Source organism: Bacteroidales bacterium (assembly GCA_022647615.1).
Lineage (GTDB): Bacteria > Bacteroidota > Bacteroidia > Bacteroidales > UBA932 > Egerieousia.
Window position 1 is genome coordinate 1,033,351 of sequence record JALCKZ010000001.1, and the last position, 26,355, is coordinate 1,059,705.

General features: G+C 41.1%; 25 protein-coding genes. 20 read left to right on the top strand and 5 right to left on the bottom strand.

Translation table 11 applies throughout. The features are described from left to right. The first annotated feature begins 21 nt into the window (after nucleotides 1–21). From LKM37_04480 to LKM37_04570, 19 genes are all read left to right on the top strand, one after another. Entirely contained in the window at nucleotides 22–1,866 is a 1,845-nt protein-coding gene (locus LKM37_04480) for an ABC transporter ATP-binding protein/permease (GenBank protein ID MCI1720258.1), read from the top strand. Between the two features lie 53 nt (nucleotides 1,867–1,919). Next, nucleotides 1,920–3,590 (top strand): AMP-binding protein, encoded by a 1,671-nt coding sequence (locus LKM37_04485; protein ID MCI1720259.1) that lies wholly within the window; start codon nucleotides 1,920–1,922, stop codon nucleotides 3,588–3,590. An 11-nt stretch (nucleotides 3,591–3,601) separates the two neighbouring features. Continuing rightward, on the top strand, nucleotides 3,602–4,054 hold the full coding sequence (locus LKM37_04490; GenBank protein ID MCI1720260.1) for a dCMP deaminase family protein: 453 nt from the start codon (nucleotides 3,602–3,604) through the stop codon (nucleotides 4,052–4,054). A gap of 1 nt (nucleotide 4,055) precedes the next feature. Continuing rightward, nucleotides 4,056–5,807 carry a S41 family peptidase gene (locus tag LKM37_04495; protein ID MCI1720261.1) on the top strand — a complete coding sequence of 584 codons (1,752 nt, stop codon included), beginning with the start codon at nucleotides 4,056–4,058 and terminating at the stop codon, nucleotides 5,805–5,807. Between the two features lie 59 nt (nucleotides 5,808–5,866). Beyond that, nucleotides 5,867–6,307 carry a ribose 5-phosphate isomerase B gene (rpiB, locus tag LKM37_04500; protein MCI1720262.1) on the top strand — a complete coding sequence of 147 codons (441 nt, stop codon included), beginning with the start codon at nucleotides 5,867–5,869 and terminating at the stop codon, nucleotides 6,305–6,307. Nucleotides 6,308–6,336: 29 nt separating this feature from the next. Beyond that, on the top strand, nucleotides 6,337–7,128 hold the full coding sequence (gene truB / locus LKM37_04505) for a tRNA pseudouridine(55) synthase TruB (protein ID MCI1720263.1): 792 nt from the start codon (nucleotides 6,337–6,339) through the stop codon (nucleotides 7,126–7,128). Between the two features lie 89 nt (nucleotides 7,129–7,217). Then, the gene (queA, locus tag LKM37_04510; protein ID MCI1720264.1) at nucleotides 7,218–8,267 is read left to right on the top strand and encodes a tRNA preQ1(34) S-adenosylmethionine ribosyltransferase-isomerase QueA; all 1,050 of its coding nucleotides are present in this window, start codon (nucleotides 7,218–7,220) and stop codon (nucleotides 8,265–8,267) included. A gap of 131 nt (nucleotides 8,268–8,398) precedes the next feature. Continuing rightward, a complete protein-coding gene (dprA, locus tag LKM37_04515; GenBank protein MCI1720265.1) occupies nucleotides 8,399–9,529 on the top strand; it encodes a DNA-processing protein DprA in 1,131 nt (376 codons plus the stop codon). A gap of 3 nt (nucleotides 9,530–9,532) precedes the next feature. Beyond that, entirely contained in the window at nucleotides 9,533–10,360 is an 828-nt protein-coding gene (locus tag LKM37_04520) for a TatD family hydrolase (GenBank protein MCI1720266.1), read from the top strand. A gap of 59 nt (nucleotides 10,361–10,419) precedes the next feature. Next, nucleotides 10,420–11,451 carry a type I asparaginase gene (locus LKM37_04525; protein ID MCI1720267.1) on the top strand — a complete coding sequence of 344 codons (1,032 nt, stop codon included), beginning with the start codon at nucleotides 10,420–10,422 and terminating at the stop codon, nucleotides 11,449–11,451. A gap of 114 nt (nucleotides 11,452–11,565) precedes the next feature. Further along, on the top strand, nucleotides 11,566–12,375 hold the full coding sequence (locus LKM37_04530; protein ID MCI1720268.1) for a MotA/TolQ/ExbB proton channel family protein: 810 nt from the start codon (nucleotides 11,566–11,568) through the stop codon (nucleotides 12,373–12,375). A 5-nt stretch (nucleotides 12,376–12,380) separates the two neighbouring features. Continuing rightward, nucleotides 12,381–12,788 (top strand): hypothetical protein, encoded by a 408-nt coding sequence (locus tag LKM37_04535; protein ID MCI1720269.1) that lies wholly within the window; start codon nucleotides 12,381–12,383, stop codon nucleotides 12,786–12,788. 3 nt (nucleotides 12,789–12,791) lie between these two features. Continuing rightward, a complete protein-coding gene (locus LKM37_04540) occupies nucleotides 12,792–13,367 on the top strand; it encodes a biopolymer transporter ExbD (protein MCI1720270.1) in 576 nt (191 codons plus the stop codon). A gap of 11 nt (nucleotides 13,368–13,378) precedes the next feature. Next, on the top strand, nucleotides 13,379–13,864 hold the full coding sequence (locus tag LKM37_04545) for a biopolymer transporter ExbD (GenBank protein MCI1720271.1): 486 nt from the start codon (nucleotides 13,379–13,381) through the stop codon (nucleotides 13,862–13,864). Nucleotides 13,865–14,042: 178 nt separating this feature from the next. Next, on the top strand, nucleotides 14,043–15,275 hold the full coding sequence (locus LKM37_04550) for an alkaline phosphatase (GenBank protein ID MCI1720272.1): 1,233 nt from the start codon (nucleotides 14,043–14,045) through the stop codon (nucleotides 15,273–15,275). Between the two features lie 21 nt (nucleotides 15,276–15,296). After that, complete coding sequence (locus LKM37_04555; GenBank protein ID MCI1720273.1) at nucleotides 15,297–16,121, top strand: GDSL-type esterase/lipase family protein; 825 nt, start codon at nucleotides 15,297–15,299, stop codon at nucleotides 16,119–16,121. 95 nt (nucleotides 16,122–16,216) lie between these two features. Beyond that, on the top strand, nucleotides 16,217–17,611 hold the full coding sequence (gene asnS / locus LKM37_04560; GenBank protein ID MCI1720274.1) for an asparagine--tRNA ligase: 1,395 nt from the start codon (nucleotides 16,217–16,219) through the stop codon (nucleotides 17,609–17,611). Nucleotides 17,612–17,655: 44 nt separating this feature from the next. After that, complete coding sequence (udk, locus tag LKM37_04565) at nucleotides 17,656–18,285, top strand: uridine kinase (GenBank protein ID MCI1720275.1); 630 nt, start codon at nucleotides 17,656–17,658, stop codon at nucleotides 18,283–18,285. A 20-nt stretch (nucleotides 18,286–18,305) separates the two neighbouring features. Next, on the top strand, nucleotides 18,306–19,109 hold the full coding sequence (locus LKM37_04570; GenBank protein MCI1720276.1) for a hypothetical protein: 804 nt from the start codon (nucleotides 18,306–18,308) through the stop codon (nucleotides 19,107–19,109). A 21-nt stretch (nucleotides 19,110–19,130) separates the two neighbouring features. Here LKM37_04570 and galE read toward each other — a convergent pair whose 3' ends face one another. Next, entirely contained in the window at nucleotides 19,131–20,240 is a 1,110-nt protein-coding gene (galE, locus tag LKM37_04575) for a UDP-glucose 4-epimerase GalE (GenBank protein ID MCI1720277.1), read from the bottom strand. Nucleotides 20,241–20,432: 192 nt separating this feature from the next. On the opposite strand from galE, the gene LKM37_04580 reads away from it, so the two are divergent. Continuing rightward, nucleotides 20,433–20,630 carry a cold-shock protein gene (locus LKM37_04580; protein MCI1720278.1) on the top strand — a complete coding sequence of 66 codons (198 nt, stop codon included), beginning with the start codon at nucleotides 20,433–20,435 and terminating at the stop codon, nucleotides 20,628–20,630. Between the two features lie 308 nt (nucleotides 20,631–20,938). Here the strand turns inward: LKM37_04580 and LKM37_04585 are convergent, their stop codons facing one another. The 4 genes from LKM37_04585 to ftsA are packed head-to-tail and all read right to left on the bottom strand — an operon-like array spanning nucleotide 20,939 to nucleotide 26,351. Then, complete coding sequence (locus LKM37_04585) at nucleotides 20,939–21,814, bottom strand: hypothetical protein (protein ID MCI1720279.1); 876 nt, start codon at nucleotides 21,812–21,814, stop codon at nucleotides 20,939–20,941. Between the two features lie 5 nt (nucleotides 21,815–21,819). Then, a complete protein-coding gene (gene gltX, locus LKM37_04590; GenBank protein MCI1720280.1) occupies nucleotides 21,820–23,442 on the bottom strand; it encodes a glutamate--tRNA ligase in 1,623 nt (540 codons plus the stop codon). Nucleotides 23,443–23,497: 55 nt separating this feature from the next. Further along, nucleotides 23,498–24,889: a cell division protein FtsZ gene (gene ftsZ, locus LKM37_04595; GenBank protein MCI1720281.1), complete on the bottom strand. Its 1,392-nt coding sequence runs from the start codon at nucleotides 24,887–24,889 to the stop codon at nucleotides 23,498–23,500. Between the two features lie 34 nt (nucleotides 24,890–24,923). Further along, nucleotides 24,924–26,351 (bottom strand): cell division protein FtsA, encoded by a 1,428-nt coding sequence (ftsA, locus tag LKM37_04600; GenBank protein MCI1720282.1) that lies wholly within the window; start codon nucleotides 26,349–26,351, stop codon nucleotides 24,924–24,926. Between the last annotated feature and the right edge of the window lie 4 nt (nucleotides 26,352–26,355).

The following is a 26,355-nucleotide window of genomic DNA, read 5'->3' on the forward strand; positions in this document are numbered from 1 at the left end:
GATATAAAGAAAGATGAGAGTATGAAGTCATTTAAGAGATTATTAAATTATGCCAGGCCGTTTAAAAGGTTCTGGCCCGGATATCTTGTACTCTCCATATTCTCAGTTATTTTCGGCGTTGCTAATTATGCATTGGTTGACCCTTTGTTGACCGTTCTATTTGAGCCTAATACGGTGCAGGCGGCAGCGGCGGCAAACGCGGACAAGGTTGCCCATTTTTCTTTGAGCGTTCAATATTTTAAGGATGTCTTTCAGTATGAGATGGACAAAATATTTATGCAAAGCGGCCCTTTGAGCGCATTGCTTTTTGTCTGCATAATTTTAATCATGGCATCCTTTCTTTCCAATGTTACAAGATACTGGTCTCAGGTGATTCTCATTAAGATGCGGGCGCGCATCATGAAAAATATCAGAACGGATTTGTTTAGAAAAGTTTCCACTTTGCATGTCGGATATTTTCATTCCCATCAAAAGGGAGATGTGCTAAGCAGAATTTCCAATGACGTTACTGAAGTTCAAAACGGAGTTGCAAACAGTTTTCATATTTTATTCCGCGAGCCGCTTTTAATTATCGGATTCCTTGCCGGCTTGTTTTACATGTCTCCAAAATTAACGTTGGTGACTCTTCTGACCATACCTTTCTCAGCGATAGTTATTGGGAAAATTGCGCATAAGCTAAGGAAGAAAGCAGTTACTACTCAGCAGCTTATGGGAAGAATCGTAAGCCATTTTGATGAGGCTATGTCCGGCATAAGAATAATAAAAGCATTTAACGGACAGAAGTATGTTCAGAATAATTTTGAGATATCAAACGTTGCTCATCAGAAGAACAGTAGAAGGATGTCTTACCGTCAGGAGCTTGCCTCTCCCATATCTGAATTTTTGGGAATAACTATTGCCGCTGCGGTTTTGTTCTACGGAGGCTGGCTTCAGATTCATGGACAGCTTGGGCTGGATATGCCTGCCTTTGTTGTTTACATTGCTTTTTATTGGAGAGTCCTGGAGCCTGCTAAAAATATTTCAACGGCTTATGCAAGCATAGAGAGGGGAATGGTTAGCGGAGAGAGATTGTTTGCAGTTTTGGATGTTGAGAATCCAATCAAGGAGAAAGAAGAAGCGATTGAATTAAAGGATTTTACAGAGGATATAGAGTATCGCAATGTAGATTTTTCTTATACGCCGGATGTTCCGGTCTTAAAAAATATTTGCCTTAAAATTCCTAAGGGAAAAATGGTTGCAATAGTTGGTCCTTCCGGTGCGGGCAAGTCTACGTTTGCAGATATGCTTCCAAGATTTTATGATGTTACGGGCGGAGAAGTGCTGATTGATAATGTGGACATTAAGGACTATACGCTGGAATCCCTTGTAGCTCAAATGGGTATTGTTACCCAGGACTCCATTTTATTTAATGATTCTATTTACAATAATATAACTTTTGGTGCGGAAAACGTTAAGAAAGAGGATGTTATAAATGCCGCCAAAATTGCGAACGCTTATGATTTCATAGAGCAGATGCCGGATAAGTTTGAGACCAATATTGGAGACCGCGGCGCAAACTTGAGCGGCGGACAGAGACAGAGAGTGGCAATAGCAAGAGCTATTTTAAAGAATCCTCCTATTCTTATTCTTGATGAGGCAACATCATCGTTGGATACTGAGAGCGAGAGACTTGTACAAGATGCGCTTACAAAGCTGATGCAGAACAGAACGTCCATTGTGATTGCTCACAGGCTGAGTACTATTCGTCACGCAGATATTATTGTTGTACTTAGAGATGGCGAAATTAAAGAGCAGGGGACACATGAAGAGCTTGTAGCAAAGGGCGGTTTGTATTCGCATCTGTGTCAGCTGCAGGATTTTGCATAAGATGGCGGAATAATCCGTCGGGATAAAAAAGATTATTTTTAGTTAAATTAAATATGAATATTTCTCTAAATAAAATGATTGAGGATAGTTTTAAGAAGAACTGGGACTGTCCTGCTTTATCAGATTACAAAGGGATAACTCTGTATTACAGAGATGTGGCCAGGAGAATAGAAAAACTCCATATCATCTTTAAAATCTGTGGAATACAAAAGGGTGACAAGATTGCAATATGTGCGCGCAACCAGGCAAACTGGGGCGTGGTTTTTCTTGCCTGCCTTACTTATGGTGCAGTACCTGTTCCTATCCTGCATGAATTCAAACCGGGGAACATAGAGTTTATAGTTAATCACTCAGACGCAAAGGCGCTCTTTGTGGGTTCAATTGTGGCGGAAGAAATTACGGCATCACACATGCCTAATGCTGAGTCAATTATAAACATGGATCAATTTATTGTACTTTATGCAAAAGATCCAACCGTTTCTGAAACACGCGAGCATCTTAATGAACTTTTTGGAAAAAAATATCCTAAGGCTTTCACAAAAGAGAGCTTGAATTATTATAAGGAGGAGAGTCCGGAGCAGCTTGCAATGATAAACTATACAAGCGGAACCAGCGGCTTTTCCAAGGGTGTGATGATTCCTTATAGAGCCTTGGTCTCCAATGTGTTATTTGCAATGCAGGAAATGCCTCAGGTAAATAATGCTACCAGCGTTGTGTCTATGCTCCCGACAGCTCACATGTACGGAATGATGTTTGAGTTTCTGTTTGAAATGTGCGTAGGCGCACATGTTTATTTCCTGACCAGAGTTCCTTCTCCAAGTATTATTGTCAAGGCATTGGAAGAGATTAAGCCTATACTCATTATTGCAGTTCCTCTTATCATAGAGAAAATCTACAAGAGCAGATTGCAGCCTTTCTTAAAGAAACCGGGTATGAGATTTTTACTTGGGCTGCCGTATGTAGATAAAAAGATTGGGGATAAAATTAATGAGACATTATCCAATGCATTTGGAGGAAATTTTGTGGAAGTAATTGTGGGCGGTGCTGCTTTTAACAAAGAGGCTGACAGCTTTTTCCATAAGATAGGTTTCAGATATACAGTTGGTTACGGAATGACAGAATGCGCTCCAATCATAGCTTATGCAAGGTGGGATAAATTGAAATTGTATTCCTGCGGCAAGGCGGCGCCGCGCATGCAGATAAAAATTGATTCAGGAATTCCTGCAACAATACCGGGAGAAATTTTGATAAAGGGGGACAATGTAATGCTTGGCTATTATAAAAATGAAAAGGCTACGCAAGAATCTTTTACTCCCGACGGATGGTTTAAGACTGGAGACTTGGGACTAATGGATGAAGAGGGATTTTTGTACATCAAGGGCAGGAGCAAAACAATGTTGCTTGGTCCTAGCGGACAAAATATTTATCCAGAAGAGATAGAGAGTTTAATTAATAATATGCCGTATGTTGTTGAATCTTTGGTTGTTGAAGAGAACGGGAAACTTATGGCATTAATTTATCCCGATTTTGAAGCGGGTGCTCTTGCCGGAATTACAAACGGAGATATGAAGCAGAAGATGGAGGAGAACATTAAGATTGTAAATCAAGATTTGCCAAATTATTGCAAGCTAGCAGGAGTAAGAGTTATGCCGGAGGAATTTGAAAAAACTCCAAAGCGCAGCATTAAGAGATATTTGTACCAGCCTAATACACTGGAGAGTTAAAGGATTCGTCTATGGATAAGCAGACACAGTTTGATATTAGTTATTTGCAAATGGCAGGTATATGGGCCAAGAATTCTTACAGCAAAAGAAGACAAGTTGGCGCTCTGCTGGTGAAGGACAGAATGATAATTTCTGATGGTTATAACGGAACCCCATCGGGGTTTGAAAATGTATGCGAGGATGAGAACGGAGTTACAAAGCCGTATGTGTTACATGCTGAGGCTAATGCAATTACAAAAGTGGCAAAGTCGAACAACAGCTCACAGGGGGCCACGCTTTATATCACTGCATCGCCGTGTGTTGAATGTGCCAAGCTTATTATTCAAAGCGGAATTGTGAGAGTGGTTTATAGAGACGATTATCGTCTTGATGATGGAATAAAGTTGCTGCAAAGAGCTAATATAGAAATAGTTCACATGCCGCAGGAAGAAATTGACAAATTAGAAAAAGAGAGGAACCTATAGTATGCCGGAAGATATTAATAAAGAGAACCAAGAGCCGACTCCACAGCAAGAACCGCAGCAAGATTCCCAACAGGAGTTACAGCAAAATTCTCAGCAAGAGCCTGATCAAAAACCGCAGCAGCCTGTTCAGCAGTATCACCATAAGTATTTTAAAGAGCTTTTGCACAATCCTTATTTTGGGATAGTTATTATCATTATTCTTTCTTTATTCTTGTCTCTCAACATGTTGGAGAGATGCTCAAGAAGGAGGAGCATGGCTGAGTATGCAATAGGTGGACATCAGTGGGATAAGCTTCTGCTTGTGCTTGACCAGATTCAGCAGAATTACGTAGATACTCTCAACCCTAAGGATATGGTTGAAAAATCCATTCCTCTTATTTTGGAATCTTTGGATCCTCACTCTGTTTATCTTCCTCCGCAGGACTTGGCGGAAGCGGATGAATCTTTGGAGGGAAACTTTAGCGGAATTGGCGTTGAGTTTAATGTCCCTAATGATACTGCGGTGGTTATCAACGTAATACCAGGAGGACCTTCTGCAAAGGCGGGTTTGCTAAGCGGAGATAGAATTATAAAAGTTAACGGTAGAAATGTTGCCGGAGTAAAATTTAATCAGGATTCGCTCATCAAGCTATTAAAGGGGCCTCAGGATACCAAGGTAAAAGTTGATATCAGGAGGGGGAGAATTGCTGGATTTATTCCGTTCACAATTACCCGCGGAATAGTTCCGCTTAAGAGTCTTGATGCAAGCATGATGCTAAATAAACGCCTGGGCTATATTAAGTTATCAAAGTTTTCAAAAACAACTTACCAGGAGTTTATGACATCTGTCACATCGCTTAAGAAGGCGGGGATGAAATCTTTGCTGCTGGATTTGCGTGATAATCCCGGCGGTTATTTTGACCAGGCGCTGCTGATAGCAAATGAATTCTTAAAGAAGGGAGAGAAGATAGTTTACTTGCAGGGCAGAATGAGAAAAAGAGAGGATTTCTACGCAGACGGAAGGGGAACCTGTCAGGACCTTAAACTGTATATTGCTATAAATGAGAACTCTGCCTCTTCCAGTGAGATTGTCAGCGGAGCAATTCAAGATAATGACAGAGGTACAATCATAGGGCGCCGCTCTTTTGGAAAAGGACTTGTTCAGGAGCCAATTAATTTCTCTGACAATTCCGGAATACGGCTTACGGTTGCACGCTATTACACTCCTACGGGACGTTGCATTCAGAAACCATATTCGCCCGATTATATGTATGATATTTTGGAGAGATATCAGCATGGAGAGATGCAGAATGTGGACAGCATTAAGATGGACAAAAAGTTAAAGTATACAACTCCAAAGGGGAGAGTGGTTTACGGTGGCGGCGGAATTATTCCTGATGTCTTTGTACCTCTTGATACCCAGGGTGTTTCTGAATTTCTTATAAAGGTTAATGACAAGAGTTTGCAAATGCAGTACAGCGCTTTGCTTGCAGATAAATATAGAGATAAGCTTAGGCAGGTTAAGAGTTTGCCGCAACTGGAAATCTTGCTTTCAAAAATGGATTTTGGAAGCGGATTCCTGGCATTTGCAAAGAAGAACGGAGTTGTTCCAAAACCCGGGGAGTGGGCAAAGAGCAGCGGAATTTTGGAGACCCAGATGAAAGGACTTGTAGGCAGATATTCGTCAATGGAAAATGATGCTTTCTATCCATTTATTATTAAGATAGATAACGTTGTTGCAAAAGTTAAAAGCCTTGACGTTGCAGGCAAATAATTTGTTTTGAGAGAGATAATAATTTAGTTCACGATAGATAATAGTTTAATTAAATAATTATGGCACAGTTAATTGGAATGGCGGCTGATCATGCGGGATACGAGCTTAAAGAAACCCTTAAACCTTTTTTGGAGAAAGCCGGCTACAAAATAAAAGACTTTGGAACTCATTCAACTGAGAGTATGGATTATCCCGATGTTGCTCATCCCCTGGCACTTGCAGTGGAGAATAAAGATGTTGATTTTGGAATAGCAATGTGCGGCAGCGGCAACGGAATTTCAATGACACTTAATAAACATCAGGGAATCAGAGCCGCCCTTTGCTGGACTCCGGAACTTGGGGCTCTTGCAAAGAGACACAACAATGCAAATATTCTCACTTTGCCGGCAAGATTTATTTCGCTTGAGCAGGCTGAAGCTGTTATAAATGCCTATCTGTCAGCAGAATTTGAGGGAGGAAGACATCAGCGCAGAATAGATAAAATTCCTGTCGCCGAGTAAAAGTATTTTAAAATTCAAATCAACTTCAAGTGGGACTAACTGTAATACAGAAGGATAGCAAGCTGTGTCTCTCAGAGCACATGGAAGATTATCCCGACGGTATTATCATCGTATTGGATAAGCCGTATAAGTGGACAAGCGCAGATGCTGTGAGAAAAGTGAAATTTGCTTTGCAAAAGCATTTCCATAATCATAAGCTGAAGGTTGGGCATGCCGGGACTTTGGATCCGCTTGCTACCGGCATCCTTCTTATTTGCATAGGGAAAGCCACAAAACTAGCTGAGTCTCTGCAGTCTGAGCGCAAGGAGTATATTGCCAAGATAGTTCTTGGAGCAACAACGCCATCTTTTGACAGAGAACACCCTATAGATAAAAATTTCCCGTATAAGCATATCACGCTTGACAAAATAAAAGAGGCGGTTGCCGGCATGATTGGAGAACAAGACCAAGTTCCTCCAAGTTTTTCTGCAAAATTTGTTGACGGCGTAAGGGCTTATGATATCGCACGCGGCGGAGACGACATTGTCCTTAAACCATCCAGAATTACTGTTTATTCTGCGGAAGTGCTTGATGCAAAGGGGCTTGATGGGGTGAACTTTTCGGTTCCGGAAAATCTTCCGGAGATATCTTTGAAAATTTCCTGCAGCAAAGGAACATACATTCGTTCAATAGCAAGAGACTTGGGTGTATCATTGGGCAGCGGAGGTTTTTTAAGCGGTCTTACAAGAACTGCGTCAGGCGGTTACATTCTGGATAACGCCATTTCAGTTGAGCAATTTGAACAAATTGCAGGTATCAATAGAGACAAATTGCAGATATAGCATTTTTGTTTTCAGGGAGAAAATTTCATATCGTCTGTAACTTTTTCATTTTTGTTTCGTATAAATAACGCATTGATTACGCTAACATTATGAAATTATCACAATTTAATTTTGCGTTTCCAAAGGATTTAATTGCAAAATATCCTCCCAAATACAGGGATGAGTGCAAGCTTATGGTGCTGCATAAAAATAACGGAAACACTGACAATAAAGTATTTAAAAACATAGTTGACTACGCCAGAGAAGGAGACCTTTTTGTATTTAATGATACTAAAGTTTTCCCTGCAAGACTGAGAGGAAACAAGGAGAAGACCGGCGCAGAGATTGAGATTTCTCTTTTAAGAGAACTTAACCGGGAGCAGAGATTGTGGGATGTTCTGGTTGACCCTGCAAGAAAGATAAGAATCGGCAACAAGCTCTATTTTGGAGATGATGATTCTTTGGTTGCTGAGGTTATTGATAACACAACTTCCAGAGGAAGAACTTTAAGATTCTTATATGATGGAAGTTATGATGATTTTAAAAAGACGCTTTTCAGCGTAGGTGAACTTCCAATTCCAAAAGAAATCAGAAGCCGTCCGGAAGAGATTGATATTGAGAGATTTAATACAATTTTTGCAAAAAATGAAGGAGCAGTTGCAACCCCAGCATCAGGTTTGCATTTCAGCAGAGAGCTTTTTAAGAGGATGGAGATAAAAGGGATTGAATACACATTCCTTACATCTCATATCGGACTTGGAAATTTTGTAGGTGTTGATGTTGAGGATCTTTCAAAGCATAAGATGGGTTCCGAGAGAATGATAATTCCGGAAGAAACCGCTGATAAAATTAACAAGGCAAAAGAGGAGGGACATAAAATATTTGCGATAGGAATCTCAGTCCTTAGGGCTTTGGAGACACCTGTCACAACTACAAATCAGGTTAAGCCTTTTGACGGCTGGACAAACAAATTCATCTTCCCGCCTTATGATTTTGCAATTGCTGATGCATTAGTTACAAATTTCCATTATCCTCTCTCTACAATGCTTATGACTCAGGCCGCTTTTGGTGATTATGATAAAGTGATGGCCGCTTATAAGCTTGCAATTAAAAAGGGTTATAAATTTGGCATTTACGGAGATGCAATGCTTGTCATTTAGTCAAATTGACTATAAATTTTGACAGGCCTTAATTTTTTCTTTTTCCGGATTTTTTAAAAGGATAAATTTACCCTATGGCATAAAAAGGGGCTGCGGATGGAATATCTTGCGGCCCTTTTTAAATTTATCTTATGAATGAGAATTATTTATGCGCATTGAGCAAAGTGTTCTTTAATAATCCGGTTGCGGGGAGAGCCTTGCTGGAATTGTATCCAACTGTAAAGGAGATATTTGAAGCAGATGATGAAACCATAGATAATGCGCTTTGCCGCCGCGGATCCGGTGCAAAATTGCACTCCAAGGGACTTTTGGATTGGGCGGAAAAGGAGGCTTTGTGGTATGAAGAGAAAAAAGTGCGCATAATAGATATCTCAAGCAAAGATTATCCTCAGAAATTGCTTGATTGCCAGGATGCTCCATTTGTTTTGTATTTTAAAGGCAATGGTAATCTTAATAATGCGCGCAGCCTTGGGGTTGTGGGGACGCGGCTAGCATCTTTGTACGGGAGCGATTCATGCAAAACATTAATTTCTTCATTTTCAGATAATGCGTATAATCCGCTTATAGTCAGCGGACTTGCCATTGGGATAGATATAACCGCGCATAGGGCCGCGCTGGAGAACGGGATGGAGACTGTAGCAGTTTTGCCCTGCGGAATAGATTTGATATATCCCGCATCTCACAGAGATGATGCTATAAAGATGATTTCTGGCGGAGGAATTTTAACGGAGTTCCCAAGGGAGACTCCGGCACTAAGGAGAAATTTTTTGCAGAGAAACAGGATAATAGCGGGAATGACACAGGGACTGTTGGTTGCGGAGACAAGGGTCTATGGCGGTTCCATGAGCACCGTTGAATATGCAAGTTCCTATGGGAGAGAGATTTTTGCAGTTCCGGGGAGAATCTGCGACGCAAATTCTTATGGATGCAATTATTTGATATCTAAAAATGTGGCATCTGCTTGCATTAATACGCTGACTATTCCCGTCGGTCTGGGCTGGACAAAAAGCGTAGGGAGCGATGTTTCTCTTCAGCAGGATTTGTTTAGCTCCTCCAATGGGAAAAGGGAGAAAATATTGTTAACTTTATCACCTGTAATTGCAAGGGGCGTAGATTATGTGGTGCAGAATACCGGGTATGATTTTAATACTGCATCGCTGATTCTTTTGGAGCTTGAGCTGGAGGGGGAGATAGTGGCGGACGATAAGGGGGAGTATAAGCTTAAAAGGCGGAACCGGCAAGATGCGGAAGATAATGGCTGATTTATGAAATTTGTTGATACACATACACATCCTTATGACGAGGCTTTTGATGCAGACAGAGAAGAAGTGCTGCAGCGTGCGTTGGATGCGGGGGTGGAAAAGTGGATTTTCCCTTCAATAGATTCTACATACTATCGGAGACAAAAAGAGTGTTTTGACAAACATCAGTGTAATGCCTTTATGGCCATGGGGTTACATCCAACATCAGTTGCGGCGAATTGGAAAGAGGAGCTGAATTTTGTTTTTGAGCAGATGAAGCAGTCTGCCAATTTTTCTCACGACAGTGCAACTACTTCATCTGTAAGGTATTATGCTGTAGGAGAAATTGGACTGGACGGATACTGGAGCAAGGAATTTATTGCAGAGCAGATGGAAGTGTTTTCTGCTCAGATAGATATGGCGGAACAATACTCTTTGCCCATCATTATTCATGAGCGTTCCGCAACCGATGAAATGTTCCGCGTTTTGGAAAACCATGTATTTGGGAAAGACAGCAACACGCACAAAATCAAAGGGGTATTTCATGCGTTCAGCGGCAGTCCGGAGACATTTGAAAGGATTCAGAAGTATGGAGATTTTAAAGTTGGAATAGGTGGAGTTGTGACATATAAAAATGCAGGAGTCGCCAAAGCATTGGAAAACATTCCGTTAGAAAGTATTGTTCTGGAGACCGATTCTCCGTGGCTCACTCCTGTCCCATTCCGCGGCAAAAGAAATGAGAGCTCATATATTCCTTACATTGCTGCAAAAGTCTCAGAAATAAAGCATTGCAGCGTAGAGGATGTGGCTGCCCAAACAACAAAAAATGCAGAGGAGCTATTTGGAATATAGAATGATAATATAAAACTATCGGGGAAATTATTATATAATTGTTTGATAATAAGAAGGATATGAAAAGAAAGCTATTGCTGATTTATACCGGCGGAACAATAGGAATGAAGCAAGACGCAAAAACTCTGGCGCTTGTTCCTTTTGATTTCAGCCAGATTCAGGAGGAGGTTCCGGAGCTTAAAAAATTTGGGTATAATATTGATACATACTCATTTAACCCGGTCATTGATTCTTCTGATGTTGCTCCGGATTTTTGGGTAAAATTGTCTCTCCTTATTAAGAAAAATTATGGTAAATATGATGGTTTTGTTGTGCTTCACGGCACAGACACAATGTCGTATACCGCTTCTGCTCTGAGCTTTATGCTGGAGAATCTGGAAAAGCCGGTAGTGCTTACAGGCAGCCAGCTCCCGATAGGAATGTTAAGGACAGACGGAAAGGAAAATATCATATCCTCTATTGAAATTGCCGCGGCGGTGAGAAAAGATGGCAGGGCGATGGTCCCTGAAGTTTGCATATACTTTGAGAGTCAGCTATATAGAGGGAACAGGACAACAAAATACAATGCCGAGAACTTTAGAGCTTTCAGATCCGCAAATTATCCCGTGCTGGCTGATGTCGGCATACATATTAAGTATAATACATCTGTCATAAATTATCCTGCAAAGTGGGATAAACCTTTGAAAATTAGCACAAAACTAGATACCAACGTTGCGATAGTAAAGATATTCCCCGGAATATCTCCGGAGGCAGTGGATGCAGCCTTTAACATTAAGGGTTGCAGGGCTGTTATTTTGGAGACTTACGGTTCCGGCAATGCTCCTACCAACAGGGAGTTCCTGGATAGCATTAAAAGAGGAGTTAAAAAGGGGGTTATAATTGTGGATGTTACACAATGTCAGGCAGGTAGCGTTGACATGTGCGCATACGCAACAGGCGCGGCATTAAAGAAAATAGGGGTTATATGCGGTTATGACAGCACTACTGAGGCCGCCTTGGCCAAATTATTTGTTTTAATGGGTAAATATGCTGATATAGAAAAAGTTAAGAAAAATATGTTGATAAATTTGAGGGGAGAGGTTACAATTTAGTTTGCATTGGCGGATTTTTGTAAGAAAAAATTGCGTAAATTGCGCCTCGGTTTTTCCAAGAGACAAACGAATAACTACAAATACATTGTTTAATATTAAATCACAAAAAAATTTATGAAAAAAATTTTCATGTTTTTGGCAGTCGCTGGCATTATGGCCTTTACTGCCCAGAACGCAGTTGCACAGGACTCTACAAAGGCTGCTCCTGCAACGTCAGCTCAAGCTGCTCCTGCCCCTGCACAAGCTTCTCAGATGTCATCTCAGGAACTAATGGGTGGAAGTTCTGACCAGCCTATTTATCAGCAGATTAAGATTAAGTTCATTGAAGGAGGTCCCGGATTCATGGCTACAATCATCTTGTGCCTTATCTTTGGACTTGCTATTGCAATTGAAAGAATTATATATCTTAACCTTGCAAGCACAGACACAGACAAACTTGTAAAGAAGGTTGATGAGGCTCTTAACAATGGTGGCGTTGACGCAGCAAAGGAAATTTGCCGTAACACTCGCGGACCAGTTGCAAGTATCTTCTATCAGGGTCTTTGCCGTATGGATCAAGGTTTGGATGTTGTTGAGAAGTCAATCACTTCTTACGGTTCAGTTCAGATGGGTCAGCTAGAGAGCGGACTTACTTGGATTGCATTGTTCATCGCTTTGGCTCCTATGTTGGGATTCCTTGGAACAGTTGTTGGAATGGTTCAGGCATTTGATGCTATCGAGTCAGCAGGAGATATTTCTCCAACCGTTGTTGCCGGTGGTATTAAAGTCGCTTTGATCACTACCATTGGTGGTTTGATCGTCGCTATTATCCTTCAGTTGTTCTATAACTACATCGTATCTAGAATTGATAGCATCGTAAACGGAATGGAAAATGCTTCCATCAGCTTTGTTGATGTTTTAACTCACTTTAGCAATAAAAAATAATTGGTATGTCTAAATCAGCAAAAATTTTTACATACATAATATACATCATCTCTGTTATCGTCTGCCTGGGATTTTATGTTCTTAATGGCTCCGGGAACAAGATGGTCAGCACAATTCTTGATTGGGCTTACATTCTTTGCGCTTTAGCTGTTGTTATCACTTTGGTATTGCCTTTCTTCTATCGTTCAGGCGGCAGCAACAAGAAGACCCTTTGGGAATTTGGTGTTGTAGTATTATTATGTTTGGTATCATTCCTGATTGCTTCCGGCAATCCGGTTGATGCTCACGTTACCACTCCTCCTACGCACATGACGCTAAAGTGGATTGATGCTTCATTGATTTTGAGTATTATCCTTCTTGTCGGCGCTTTCTTGTGCTCAGTATTGAGCGGTTTATTCAAACAGAGAAAATAAATTATGGCTACTAAAGAAACTCCTCAGATTAACGCAAGTTCGCAAGCCGATATTGCATTCTTGCTTCTGGTTTTCTTCCTGGTTACAACAACCATGGATGTAGATAAAGGTATTCAGAGACGTTTACCTCCTATGCAAGAGCACCAGCAGCAGCAAGATGTAAAGATCAACCGTAGAAATGTGATCATTGTTAAGATTAACTCCAATGATAGAATTTTGGTTGGTTCTCAGCCTATGGACGTGAGTCAAATCAAGGATAAAATAGTTGAATTTATTACCAATCCTGCAAACGATCCTAATCTTCCGGAAAGAGAGACTATCAACGTTAAGGGATTTGGCAATTATGCGGTTTCCAAGGGTGTTGTTTCCTTGCAGAATGACCGTGGTACTAGTTACAATGCTTACATACAAGTTCAAAATGAAATTGTTAGAGCATTTGATGAGGTCCGCGACGCGTTTGCAATGCAAAACTATGGAAAGAAGTATGCTGCGCTGGATGAGGATCATCAGAAGATAGTTCGTGATGCAATACCTCAGAGTATTTCAGAGGCAGAACCAAGAGATGTTAGAGGCAAATAGGAGAAATTATTATGGGAAGATTTAGAGAAAGTAATAAAAAGAAAGCTCCGGCAATTAGCACTGCATCACTTCCTGATGTTGTGTTCATGTTGCTGTTCTTCTTTATGATTTCAACTTCATTCCGCCAGACTAATAAGTTGGTTACGGTTAAATTGCCGGAGGCAACTGAGAATGTCAAGCTGGAGAGAAAGGATTTGGCTTCATATATCTACGTTGGTACGCCTATACCTTCTAAGCAGATACAGTTTGGAACAGACGCACGTATCCAATTAAATGATTCATTTAGAACAGTTGGCGATATCCGCGACTTCATAGCCTCTGAAAGAGAGGGTATGGCGGAGGGAGACAAGGAATTAATGACTGTTTCCATTAAAGCTGATGAGAACGTCCGCATGGGTATCATTTCCGATATCAAGCAAGAGCTAAGACGTTGCTCCGCTCTAAAAATCATGTATGTTGCACGTACAAGGTCTACAGCTGCAAAACTTGCTGACTAGTAACCTTTGTATATATAATAAAAAGAGCCGCAGATGTTTTCTGCGGCTTTTTTTATTGCTAAATTTGTAGGCTCCGCTGCGGCTTATTTTGCCGTCTGCCGGGATAATGAAATAATCTATAAAAGAGATGGAATTTAATAAAATTGTACGTAGAACAGTCTTGTGTTTGGCTGCTGTAATGTTTGTTGTTTCAGCATCTTATGCAAAGACACCGGTGAAGAAACAGGCTCCAAGGGCCAAGTATGTTTTCTTTTTTATTGGAGATGGAATGGGCTTTTCCCATGTCTCTCTTACTGAGGCATATCTTGCTACAGAAAATGGTCACGTTCCGGGAAGCGATCCGCTTTGTTTTACGCAGTTTCCGGTTATGGGAATGGCAACAACTTATTCTTACAGCAATATGATTACTTGTTCTTCTGCCGCTGCAACTGCTTTGGCTACAGGGCATAAGACAAGAAATAATATTGTCGGGATGGGACCGGACTCTACAAATTTGAGACAGTTTACTTATTTTTTGCATGATGCCGGAGTTAAGATTGGAATCATGACTACCGTCACGATAGATCATGCTACGCCTGCCGGTTTTTATGCGCATTCAGCTGACAGGGACGGGTATTATGATATAGCAATGCAGCTTCCAAAGAGCGGTTTTGACTTTTTTGGAGGCGGCGGTTTTGACGGCGTTAACAACAAAAAAATTGCAAATGCAAAAAAGAATATTTATGATAACGTTGCAAAGTGCGGATATACAGTTGCTTATGGAGTAGATGATTATAAAGCAAAGAAAGCCGCAGGCGCAAAAAAAATGATTCTTTTCCAGTCTGACACATCCAGAGTTAATGATATCCTTCCTTATGTGATGGAGAGAGGTCCAAAGGATTTAACTCTTAAGCAGGTAGTTACATCTGCAATAGATTTTCTTTACAAGCCTAATGACAAAGGATTTTTTATGATGTGTGAGGGAGGAAAGATTGATTGGGCCGCTCATGATAATGACATGACTGGTGTTATTACAGAAACCATTGATATGGATGAAGCTATAAAAGTGGCTTTTGAATTTTATAAGAAACATCCAAAAGAGACTTTAATAGTTGTAACTGCCGATCATGAAACCGGCGGTCTAACTCTTGGACGTACAAAGGGTTACACTTATGATTTATCCGGAGTGGATGTTACTTTAAAGAAAGTTCAGAAGGAAAAAATTACCGTTGATAATTATTTGAAGCAGGAGCCTGTTGATTCTTTGAGCAAGGTGGCGCACATTGGATGGACTACCAGTTCACATACAGGAGGAGCCGTTCCCGTTTTTGCCGTAGGCGCTTGCAGTCAGATGTTTAGCGGAAGACAAAATAATATTGACCTGCCTAAGAAAATCTATAAGGCTATGGGATTTGGCGAGTTAAAGAATTAGCATAGGGATATTGGTATAAAGATGTCATTTAGAAAAAGTAATATATTTATTGCTGCAGTTCTGCACGTGGTAATTTTTTCCGCGGCTGTTTTTGCTGTGCTGACGGCGTCTATGCTAAAAGCTGATGCTCAGGATCTTGTAAAGACTGCTACCGAGGCTCAGAACCTAAATCCGATGGCGCAGAAAGATGGGGCTAAGTACACTAATTATTATTATACAAGACTTGAACAGTTTGCAAAGGAGAGTCCGATTTGCAAAGAAGACATTGTTTTTCTTGGCAACTCTTTAATAGAAGGTGGCAAATGGGATACTTATTTTCCTGCTGCAAATCAGAGGCTTGCAAGAAGGGGAGGGGCTATCAGAAACCGCGGAATTATTGGTGACATAGCAGATGGAATTTCTGACAGATTGGGAGATGTTGTTAAAGGAGAGCCTAAAAAAATATTTTTAATTACCGGGGCCAATGATGTAAGTCATGATTTAACAGCAGATTCTATTATTGTTTTGGTAAAAAATTTAGTTGAAAAAATAAAGGCTGAAACTCCCCGTACAAAAATTTATATGATGAGCTTGCTCCCTATAAATGAGAGTTTTAAAAGATATAAAAGATTGACCGGCAAGACCGCTATGATTTCTGAAATTAATGCGGGTTTGGCAGAGGTGGCTCGCAAAGAACACGTTAAGTTTATAAATTTGTACCCGCTGTTTCTGGCGGGAGGCAAGGCTGACCTCAACATGCCGGCAAAGGACCAGGTGATGAATCCGGCTATATCTCCTGATGGATTGCACGTTACGGCGGAGGGTTATGCCATTTGGGCGAAGGCGATAAAAAGATACGTGAGATAGACTGTCGGGATTAAAATTGGAACTAAAGAAAAGATTAGTTTAAGTTAGAAATAATAGAGAATAATATAAACGTTTGATAATAGGAGTATTTTAAAATGGGCGAAATTCAGAGAAAAAACATTAAGCAGCTGTTCCAGGAGAAGCCTGGTAGTGAAGTTGTTGTAAAGGGATGGGTAAGAACAAAAAGAGGAAATAAAAATGTTGCTTTCATTGCAATGAATGATGGAAGCACCGTTAAAAATATTCAAGTTGTTTGTGACGGACAAAAATTCTCTGAGGAGAGTTTGAAGGACGTTACAACCGGTGCATGTCTTTGCGTTAAAGGTAAACTTGTTGAGAGCATGGGCAAGGGACAGAGCGTAGAGGTTCAGGCTGAAAGCGTTGAGATTTACGGGACTGCAGATGTTGCAACTTATCCTCTTCAGAAGAAGGGACACTCAATGGAGTTTTTGAGAGAGATTGCTCACATGAGAATGAGGACCAATACTTTTGGATGCGTCTTTAGAATCAGGAACGCAATGGCATTTGCCATTCATAAATATTTTAATGAGAGAGGTTTCTACTATCTTCATACTCCGCTGATTACAGAGTCTGATTGCGAGGGTGCCGGAGAGATGTTCCAGGTAACCACCATGGATTTGAATAATATTCCAAAGACAAAAGACGGCAAGGTAAATTTTGAGGATGATTTCTTTGGAAAGCAAACAGCTCTTACTGTTAGCGGTCAGCTGGAAGGAGAACTTGGAGCAACAGCTCTAGGAAAGATTTACACTTTTGGTCCTACGTTCCGTGCAGAGAATTCAAATACTCCAAGACATCTTGCAGAGTTTTGGATGATTGAGCCGGAGATGGCTTTCTATGATATCAATGATAATATGGAGCTTGCGGAAGATTTTATTAAGCATCTTGTTCAGTATGCTTTGGATAACTGTGCGGAGGATTTGCAGTTCTTGAACGATATGTTTGACAAAGGTCTTATTGAGCGTCTTAAAGGTGTGGTTGACACCAAGTTCCAGAGACTTGAGTACACAGATGGGATTGATATTCTTATGAAGAGCGGAAAGAAATTTGAGTATCCGGTTAGCTGGGGAATTGATTTGCAGAGCGAGCATGAGAGATATCTTGTAGAGGAATATTTTAAGAAACCTGTAATTGTAACTGGTTATCCTAAGGATATTAAAGCATTCTACATGAAGCAAAATGATGACGGAAAAACCGTTAAGGCAATGGACGTTTTGTTCCCTAAGATTGGAGAAATTATCGGCGGTTCAGAGAGGGAGGCTTCTTATGAAAAATTGATGAACAGAATCAATGAGCTTAAGATGGACACCAAGAATTTGTGGTGGTATATTGACACAAGGAAATGGGGGACTTGTCCTCACAGCGGCTTTGGTCTTGGCTTTGAGAGACTGCTTTTGTTTGTTACGGGCATGGCCAATATCAGAGATGTGATACCATTCCCAAGAACTCCAAAAAATGCTGATTTTTAGGTAATTAAATATCTGTCGCGACAGAAAATAAAAATAAAAATATCATGTTAATCATTGGAATTGCCGGCGGGACCGGTTCCGGAAAAACAACTGTTGTAAACAAGCTGAAAAAATTGTTGAAGCCGGAGGATGTGGTTGTCATCTCTCAAGATTCTTATTACAAGGATAGCAGCAATCTTACTCCGGAGGAGAAGGCGGTGCACAATTTTGACCACCCCAATTCTATTGATTTTGATTTGCTTATAAGCGATTTAAAAAAGCTGAAGGCGGGGAAGAGCATAGAGGAGCCGGTTTATTCTTATGTCACGTGTTCCAGGTCAACAACGGAAACTGTTCATATTGAGCCTGCTACAATTATTATTATTGAGGGCATTTTGATTTTCACTTGTGAGGAGCTACGCAAATTGCTTGATATATTGGTGTTTGTGGATGCAGATGCTGATGACCGCCTGAGCAGAGTGATTAGAAGAGATACTCAGGAGAGAGGCAAAAATGTTGAGCAGGTTCTTAAGAGATATCAGGAAACAGTAAAGCCCATGCATCTTCAGTTCATTGAGCCAAGCAAGAGATATGCAAATATAATTGTGCCGCAGGGAGGTCACAATACTGTAGCTATCAATATTTTAGTGGCTACAATAGAGAAAGCCCTGAAGGGGAAGATTGCATTAAAATAGTTTAACGGTTAAACTCAAGAGTGGAATTTTTAAAAGAGACCGTGGAGGAGAATCAAAAAAATAGTGTTCCTGAACAGAAATCGGAGGAGCAATTGTATGAAGCCCGTGTGAAAAAAGGGAAGCACATTGGGCTTTTTGCTACTATTGCGTTCCATTTGATTTTGCTGATTATCCTTCTTGCTATATCCATCCATACCGTTGTTACACAGGAGACTTCATTCGTTACTGATTCTGAGGGAAAGCTAGCGCAGGAGCAGAAAGATGAGAAGATTCAGAAGCAAGAGGAGGTTAAAAATCTTGCAAAGAGCGAGCTTGCTGAACAACTTGCCGGCCGGCCGGTGCAAGAGTATAAGAGCATTCCGGTTCAACGGAGCGGCGGGTCTTTAAAAGATGACCGCAACAGCAATACTAAGGAACTTTACAAAGAGGCGGCTGAGGTTCAGAAAAGAATCAAGGAGGCAAGGAAATATGATATTCAACCCGATGGCGTTGATAATGTTCCTAATGCAGCGCCCGTGAAAAAGTCTGATGCTAAGCCATATAAAGGGCCTTCTGTTTTATCGTGGACTCTTGACGGCCGTAATGCTTTTTCTCTTCCCATACCTGTTTACAAATGCCAGAGCGGAGGAGATGTAAGTGTCAGAATTTCCGTTGGCAGGAACGGATACGTTACCGGCGCTCAAATAATTGAGGGTTCTTCTGTTTCAGACGGATGCATTCGTGCAGCAGCACTAAATGCAGCAAGACGTTCCCGCTTTTCCGCATCAGAAACTGCAGCCAATCCGCAAATTGGTGAAATTGTCTATCGCTTTATTGCTCAGTAAATAACCTTGTTTGGCGGCTTGCTATTTTTTTGGCAAAGTCTGCTGCCACTTCCATGCAGATTTCAATACTTCAGCTATAGGAGTTGCGGCTTTCCAGCCAAGCTCTTTTTTGGCTTTAGATGGGTCAGCCCAAACTTGCTCAACATCACCTTTTCGGCGAGGGGCAATTACATAATTGAATTTAACTCCGGTTGCCTTGATAAAGCCCTTAACAAGCTGAAGGACAGAGAGTCCCTTGCCTGTTCCAAGATTATAAACAAACCATCTTCCGCTTGCTTCGGCAGCAGGATAAGGTGAATTTTTTGCTACAACTATTTTCTTAACTGCGGCTTTTTTTGCCTGCGGTTCTTCTCCAAGAAGTTTGTCCAAAGCTTTTACATGAGCCTTTGCCAAATCCACAACATAGATGTAATCCCTTATGCATGAGCCGTCGGGAGTATTATAGTCATCGCCAAAAACATTCAAATGGTCCCTGATTCCTGCAGCGGTCTGGGTGATAAATGGTACAAGATTCATTGGAACTCCGTTTGGAAGTTCTCCGATATATGCAGTCGGATGCGCGCCTATTGGATTGAAATACCTTAGCGCACAGACTTTTAACTCAGGAAAAGCAACTACGCTATCGGATAAAATATCCTCCGCCATCTGCTTTGATTTTCCATAGGGAGATGGTGATTTTACAAGCGGAGCAGTTTCCGGAATTGGAAGATATTTCTTGGCCGGCTGTCCGTAAACAGTGCAAGATGAGGAGAATACAATGTTAGCGCGCTTTGCCTTCTTCTTCATCAAATCAATCAAATTCAGAAGAGATACAATATTGTTGCGGTAATATAGCAACGGCTTCTCTATGCTCTCTCCAACAGCTTTGCACGCTGCAAAATGAATAGCTCCCTCAATTTGCGGGTACTTATCAAATACTTTTTCAAAGGCCTTATAATCAGAGCAATCTACTTGTTCAAACTTTATATTGAATCCAACTATTTTTTTAATTCCATCTAGTACTTTTGCGGTGGAATTGTAAAAATTATCCACCCCCACAACATCATACCCGGCATTAATTAATTCAACAACTGTGTGAGAGCCAATGTAGCCTGTAGCCCCCGTAATTAAAATAAGACCTTTATTTTTCATGACTTTTTAATTTAAGATTAAACTGACCGTTCTCCCCTGCGGACGGCGCAAATTTACACTTTTATGGGCTAAAAATGGGCTATTTGGCCTTTATAGTTAAGAAATAATCAAGATTTTTTGCAGTATTTGATACAACGGGGCATTTTATTTATACCTTAGCAGAACATTTTTAACCAATTAATTTTTTTTACAATGAAAGAAGGAACAGTAAAATTCTTCAACTCTGAGAAGGGATTTGGTTTTATAATCCCAACAGACGGTACCGAGGACATCTTCGTACACAGAACAGGCCTTAAAGAAGGCGTTAGACTTACCGAGGGTGACAAGGTAAAGTATGATGAGGCGCAAGGTAAGAAGGGAATGAACGCAGTTAATGTTGAGAAAATATAATACTACAGTATAATATTAGTTTTCACTTTAATGAGTTTTAGAGCGTGCTGAAAAGCACGCTCTTTTTTTTTGCAGTTTGCTGCAAAAAAAGTTGCCTTGCCTTTCTCTTTTTGCAGCAAGCTGCAAAAAAAAGTTGCCTTGCCTTTTCCTTTTTGCAGCAAGCTGCAAAAAAGTTGCCTTGCCACAAAGCGGCAAGGCAATTAGGGGTTTACGTGGCTTCGCCACGAGGATGCACTGGCGTTGTACGCCAGTCTGCGCGTCTTACAGCCGCTCCGCTAATGGATTATCTATTGGATATGTTAAATCTGTTAAAACAAGGATTCACCTGCGGAGACTGCAATCAGCTTTGCGCCGCTGTTGAATGCCTCAACAATAGCGTTGGCTTGTTTTTTCTTGGTTCTGCATCTGGATAGGGAAGCGCCTTCAACGCCTCTTACAGTTACGGTTCCAATTTTTGTTTGGGATGAATGCCCTTGAATATCGGTGATTTTGTAAATTTCAAACTGGTCTGTGTTTTTTACTCCCATATCGCTTCCCGCACCAATATACAAATCAACTCTGCCTCTGTCGTCCGGGTCACAAAGTTGAAGTACCGGAGCTTCAAACTTGCAATTCTCCTCAACAAAATAATCTATCCTGTTGCAAATATTGCTAAGCGCCTCTGCATCAGCAGCATCCATGTTGGGGCCCCAGCCTGAAATTTGGATATCATCGGGGTTAAACATTCTGCCGTTTTGCAAATCTTGCCCATACAGAGAAACATGCATTCTTGCCATGCAGCTCATTTTGCCCGGCTTGCCCTCTCTCTTATATTCATAGCGGTCCAACGTACCCCAGATAACATATCTGGCACCGCTTCTCTTAATCATATCTTCTGAACTTCTCCGGGAAAATCCTCCGCGGTAAAAACTTTCTCCATCAACTATCTGCAATCTTCCGCGGTTGATAAGTCCGGCAATAACCTGATTTCTTGCAGCTTGCATATAAACTACAGGAAGGTCTGGAGACTTTGTGAAATAATCTACGTACAAGATGTCTTTTTTAATCTCACCTTGTTTAACCTGCTGCCCCTGAACGGATGATTGGTCCTGATTCTGGTTGCCGTAAAAAGTAACCTTCTTCTGAGCCAATGCGTTTGCGGCTATAACTCCAAGAGCAATAACCAGTAACAATAATTTCTTCATATTAGTTAAAATGTTTTAGTTATTCCTTTCTCTATTCTTTTCACCGCCTCTTCCTTGCCCATGAAATAAATCAAATCGGCAATTCCAAGGCCGCAGGAAGTTCCCGTTAAATAAAGACGAATAGTATTCATTATGCTTCCCATCTTCCATCCGTTCTCATTGATGAAGCTTGTAAGCATTTCCTCTATTTTGTTGCAGCACTGAGTTTTGTAAGTGTCAATATCTTCTGAATTTTTTCCTCCCGACGGATAATCTTCTACTTTGGCAGCCTTGATATGTTCAAGCATTTTCTCCATTGCTGCTTTGATTTCAGGTTTGCAGAATTTTGCTACATCTTTTTCTTCATAATTTTCCGGAGCCTTGAAAAGGCATTTGCAAATTCCGCTGAAGTCTCCTACAAAGTGAGCGCGTTCTTTTATTAAGCCGCAAACTTGAGTTATAAATTTTAAGTCTGATACTGCAGGACATTGGGCCTCAGAATTTTGCAAGATTGGTATGAATTCTTTTGCAAGTTGTTCAGGAGTTCTCATCCTAAGGTATTGTTCATTAAACCATTTTGCCTTTTCCGGATTAAAGCGTGCGCCCGATTTTATAACTCTGTCAAAAGAAAATACTTTGGCAAGTTCATCAAGCGTAAAAATTTCCTGCTCTGTTCCCGGATTCCATCCAAGCAGCGCAAGCATGTTTACAAAAGCTTCCGGATAATATCCATCTTCTCTGTAACCTCTTGATACCTCACCTGTTGGGCTGGTCCATTTAAGAGGGAAGACGGGAAATCCAAGACGGTCACCATCTCTCTTGCTAAGTTTTCCTTTGCCGTCCGGTTTAAGCAAAAGAGAAAGATGTGCAAAGCGCGGCTGAGAATCTTGCCAGCCAAATGCCTTATATAGAAGGTAATGCAGAGGAAGTGAAGGAAGCCATTCCGCACCGCGGATTACTTCCGTTATTTCCATAAGATGGTCATCCACTATGTTTGCAAGATGGTATGTAGGAAGTTCATCCACCGCTTTCCATAAAACTTTGTCATCCAGCGTATTTGTTTCAACCTCTATGTGGCCGCGGATTAAATCGTCCATTGCTACCGTTTCTCCTTCCGGAATTTTGAATCTGATTGTCCAGTGATTTGTTGTCTTTAAAAGTTTTTCAACTTCATCAGCGGGCATAGTTAAAGAATTCCTTAACTGATTGCGGTTCTGGAAATTATAGATGAATGTGGAGTGATTTGCCTCTGCTTCTTGCCTTTTTGCGTCCAGCTCTTCCGGAGTATCAAATGCATAATATGCATTGCCGCTTGCAATAAGCTGTTCTGCATATTTGCGATATATGGGCTTTCTCTGACTTTGGCGATAGGGGGCAAAAGGGTGCTCCGCACTTGGAGTTTCAACTACATTTCCCTCTTTATCAATACCTTCTGTCGGGAGTATATTGCACCATTTTAAAGATTCAATAATATATTTTTCGGCTCCCGGTACAAATCTTTGAGAATCTGTATCCTCTATTCTTAGCACAAATACGCCTCCTTGCTGTTTTGCATAAAGGTAGTTGTATAGCGCTGTCCTCACGCCTCCCATGTGAAGAGGACCCGTAGGACTTGGAGCAAATCTTACTCTTGTAACTTTATCTTTCATAACTGTTTGCAAAGATACAAAAATGGCAGATTTTTCAATCTGCCATTTTTAATTGTTAGTCTTGTGTTTTGTGAAGGAAGGAGTTATCAGTTGAGAGGATGTTTTTACCATCCATGTTCTTTAACATATAACCTTGAGAATCAAATCCTTCCGTTGCTCTCTTTATTTCATTTTTTTTTCCTTTCCTCATATATGCGGGCTCATTTTCCAGCCGCAAAATGTCGCTGTCATCGTCCACAATTAGCGCAGGCTTCTCTCCCTTTGCATATTTGCTTGTGTAAGGCCCGCTGCCTCCATCTCCAACCTCAACATCTTTACCTGTTAACGGGTTTTTAGGATTGGTTAAAACTGTCTTTTTTGAGTCCAGGACATTTGTAGGCTCTTTTGTTTCATCTCCGTCTCTGTCAACTACATGGATGTTAGGGTTAATTGCCTCAACTTCAGGTAGATTCTGTACATTAAATCCTGTCGCGACTATAGTAACGCTTATCTTCTCTCCCATATCCGGGTCATTGATAAGGCCTCTCTTGAATTTGCTTGGATTTCCGGTGTAGCTTGTAACATATTGTACTACCTGATTTAGTTCAGACATTTTAACTACATCATAAGAACAGCAAACGTAAACAAGTGCTCCCTTGCAAGTGGATAGGTTGCAGTCATTTAGAAGCGGGGACTCAAATGCCTGCTTTACCGCCTCCTGCGCTCTGTCCGGCCCTTCTGCCTCTCCAATACCCATGATTGCCATTCCGCCATCTTGCATTACCATTTTTACATCAGCAAAGTCTACGTTAATAACGCCAGGTTTTGTAATGAATTCGGAAATACTTTTTACGGCAATTACCAAGACTTCATTTGCCTTCTTGAATGCCTTTGACATTGATAAGTCTCCAAAGATTTTATAGATTTTTTGATTGTCTATAATCAAAAGACTATCAACGTATTTCTGGAGTTTTCTTAAACCCTGCATTGCCCTGATGACTTCCTCTTTCCCCTCATCTCTGAACGGTATTGTCACAACAGCAACGGTCAGCTTGCCCATATCTTTTGCAACTTTTGCAATAACCGGAGCTGCTCCTGTTCCTGTTCCTCCTCCCATACATGCCGTAATAAAGACCATCTCTGTGTCTACGGAGAGCGAATCTTTAATGGCCTGGATAGAGGCTTCCGCAGCAAGTTTTCCGCGTTCAGGATCGCATCCCGCACCAAGGCCTTTCGCCAAATTTCCGCCTAGCTTAATTTTCTCTGCTACAGGACTTAACTCCAATGATTGAACATCTGTATTGCAAATCATCAGGTCAACATCCTTCAGGTTTTGGTGGAACATCTCCGTAACAACGTTTACACCGCCTCCTCCAACTCCGATTACTTTTATAATCGGCTTGCTAGTGGGGAACTCTTCTGGATAATCGGAACTTCCCGGTCCAAAAATATCGTTATTTTCCATCATATATAATTTTTATAATATTCTAAATACGTGAGTATTATGCCTCATTTGAATAATCATTGCTGAACAAGCTTGTGCCGCTAAACAGACCGCCAAGGATTCCTCCGCTCTTGCGGCCGCTGTTTGGTTTTTCTTCCTCCTCTTTTTCTCTCTCTTTCTGCTGAATTTTTTCCTGGCTCCTTTTTCTGGAACCCCACTTGCTTATTCTTGGTCTCTTTTGTTCAACAGGTGCTGCAGCCTCAGGTACAGCTGTCTCCTCTTCTACTTCTGTCGGGAACTCAATAACGGAATTCTCGCAACTTATAGCCTCATTTTCCATCATTTGGAAGCCATGAATAAGCAGACCTACTGATGTTGACGCTGCGGTTGTTTTTGCCTCATCTACAGAGCTGTCATCAATTGTATAATTAGTAGGACTGGCTGTTCTTGCCTCCATTCCGGTAACATAATTTGCAAGGTTAATAATATTCCTAATCTGAGCTCCGCCGCCGGTTAGAACAAGGCCGCCTCTTATTGCATCTTTGAAGCCGGATTGCTCAATGTGATAGCATGCAGCCTCAAGAATTTCTTCCATTCTTGCCTGAATAATTTTTGCAAGAGTTTTTAGTTGTATTTCCTTGTCATTGCTGCCGCCAACTCCTTGGATAAGAATAGTTTGATTAGCATCTGCATAATCGCTGAAACAGCTGCCGAATTGTTTTTTAATTTTTTCCGCCTGTCTTTGTGATATGCCGCATCCGATGCAAATATCTTCTGTTACGCTATTTCCGCCAAACGGGATAATGCCGGCATGTCTGATAATATTATCTTGGATTACTATTACATCAGATGTGCCTCCGCCTATATCCACAAGTGCTACTCCGACTTCCATCTCTTCATCAGTCAATACTGCCTTTGCTGATGCGACGGGTTCCAGAACAAGGTCTATCATGTCTAGCCTGTCCATCTGTAACACATTCTTAATCAATTGTCTGGAGTTATCCTTCCCTATAAATAATTTAAATCTGGAGACAATGCTTTTTCCCATCATCCCGACAGCTTCTTTAACGCTCATGTAATTGTCTACATTGTATGACTGCGGAACAGCGTAAATTACTTTGTATCCGTCCTCAGATTTAGACTTGTACATTCCCGTTGTAATGTCATTAATCTCCTGCTGAGTTATCATCTCCTCCGCATTCTCTCTTATAAATTGGCAAGGCTCCGGGCTAATGCATTTAATGTCCTGACCTGCAATACCTACAAAGACCTGATTTACCTTTTTGCCAATTTGCTTTTCTACATTTTTTACGGCAGGGTCAAGAGACATCAAAGCTTGTTTTACATTAACAACTCTTCCTCTCTCTATTCCCTTGGAGGGAACCTCGCTGTAGGCGATTACTTTTACTCCGCTGGCCGTCCTTTCTCCGACGGTGCAAACAATTTTTGTTGTTCCAAGATCAACAGCTGCAATTAGATTTTTCATAATG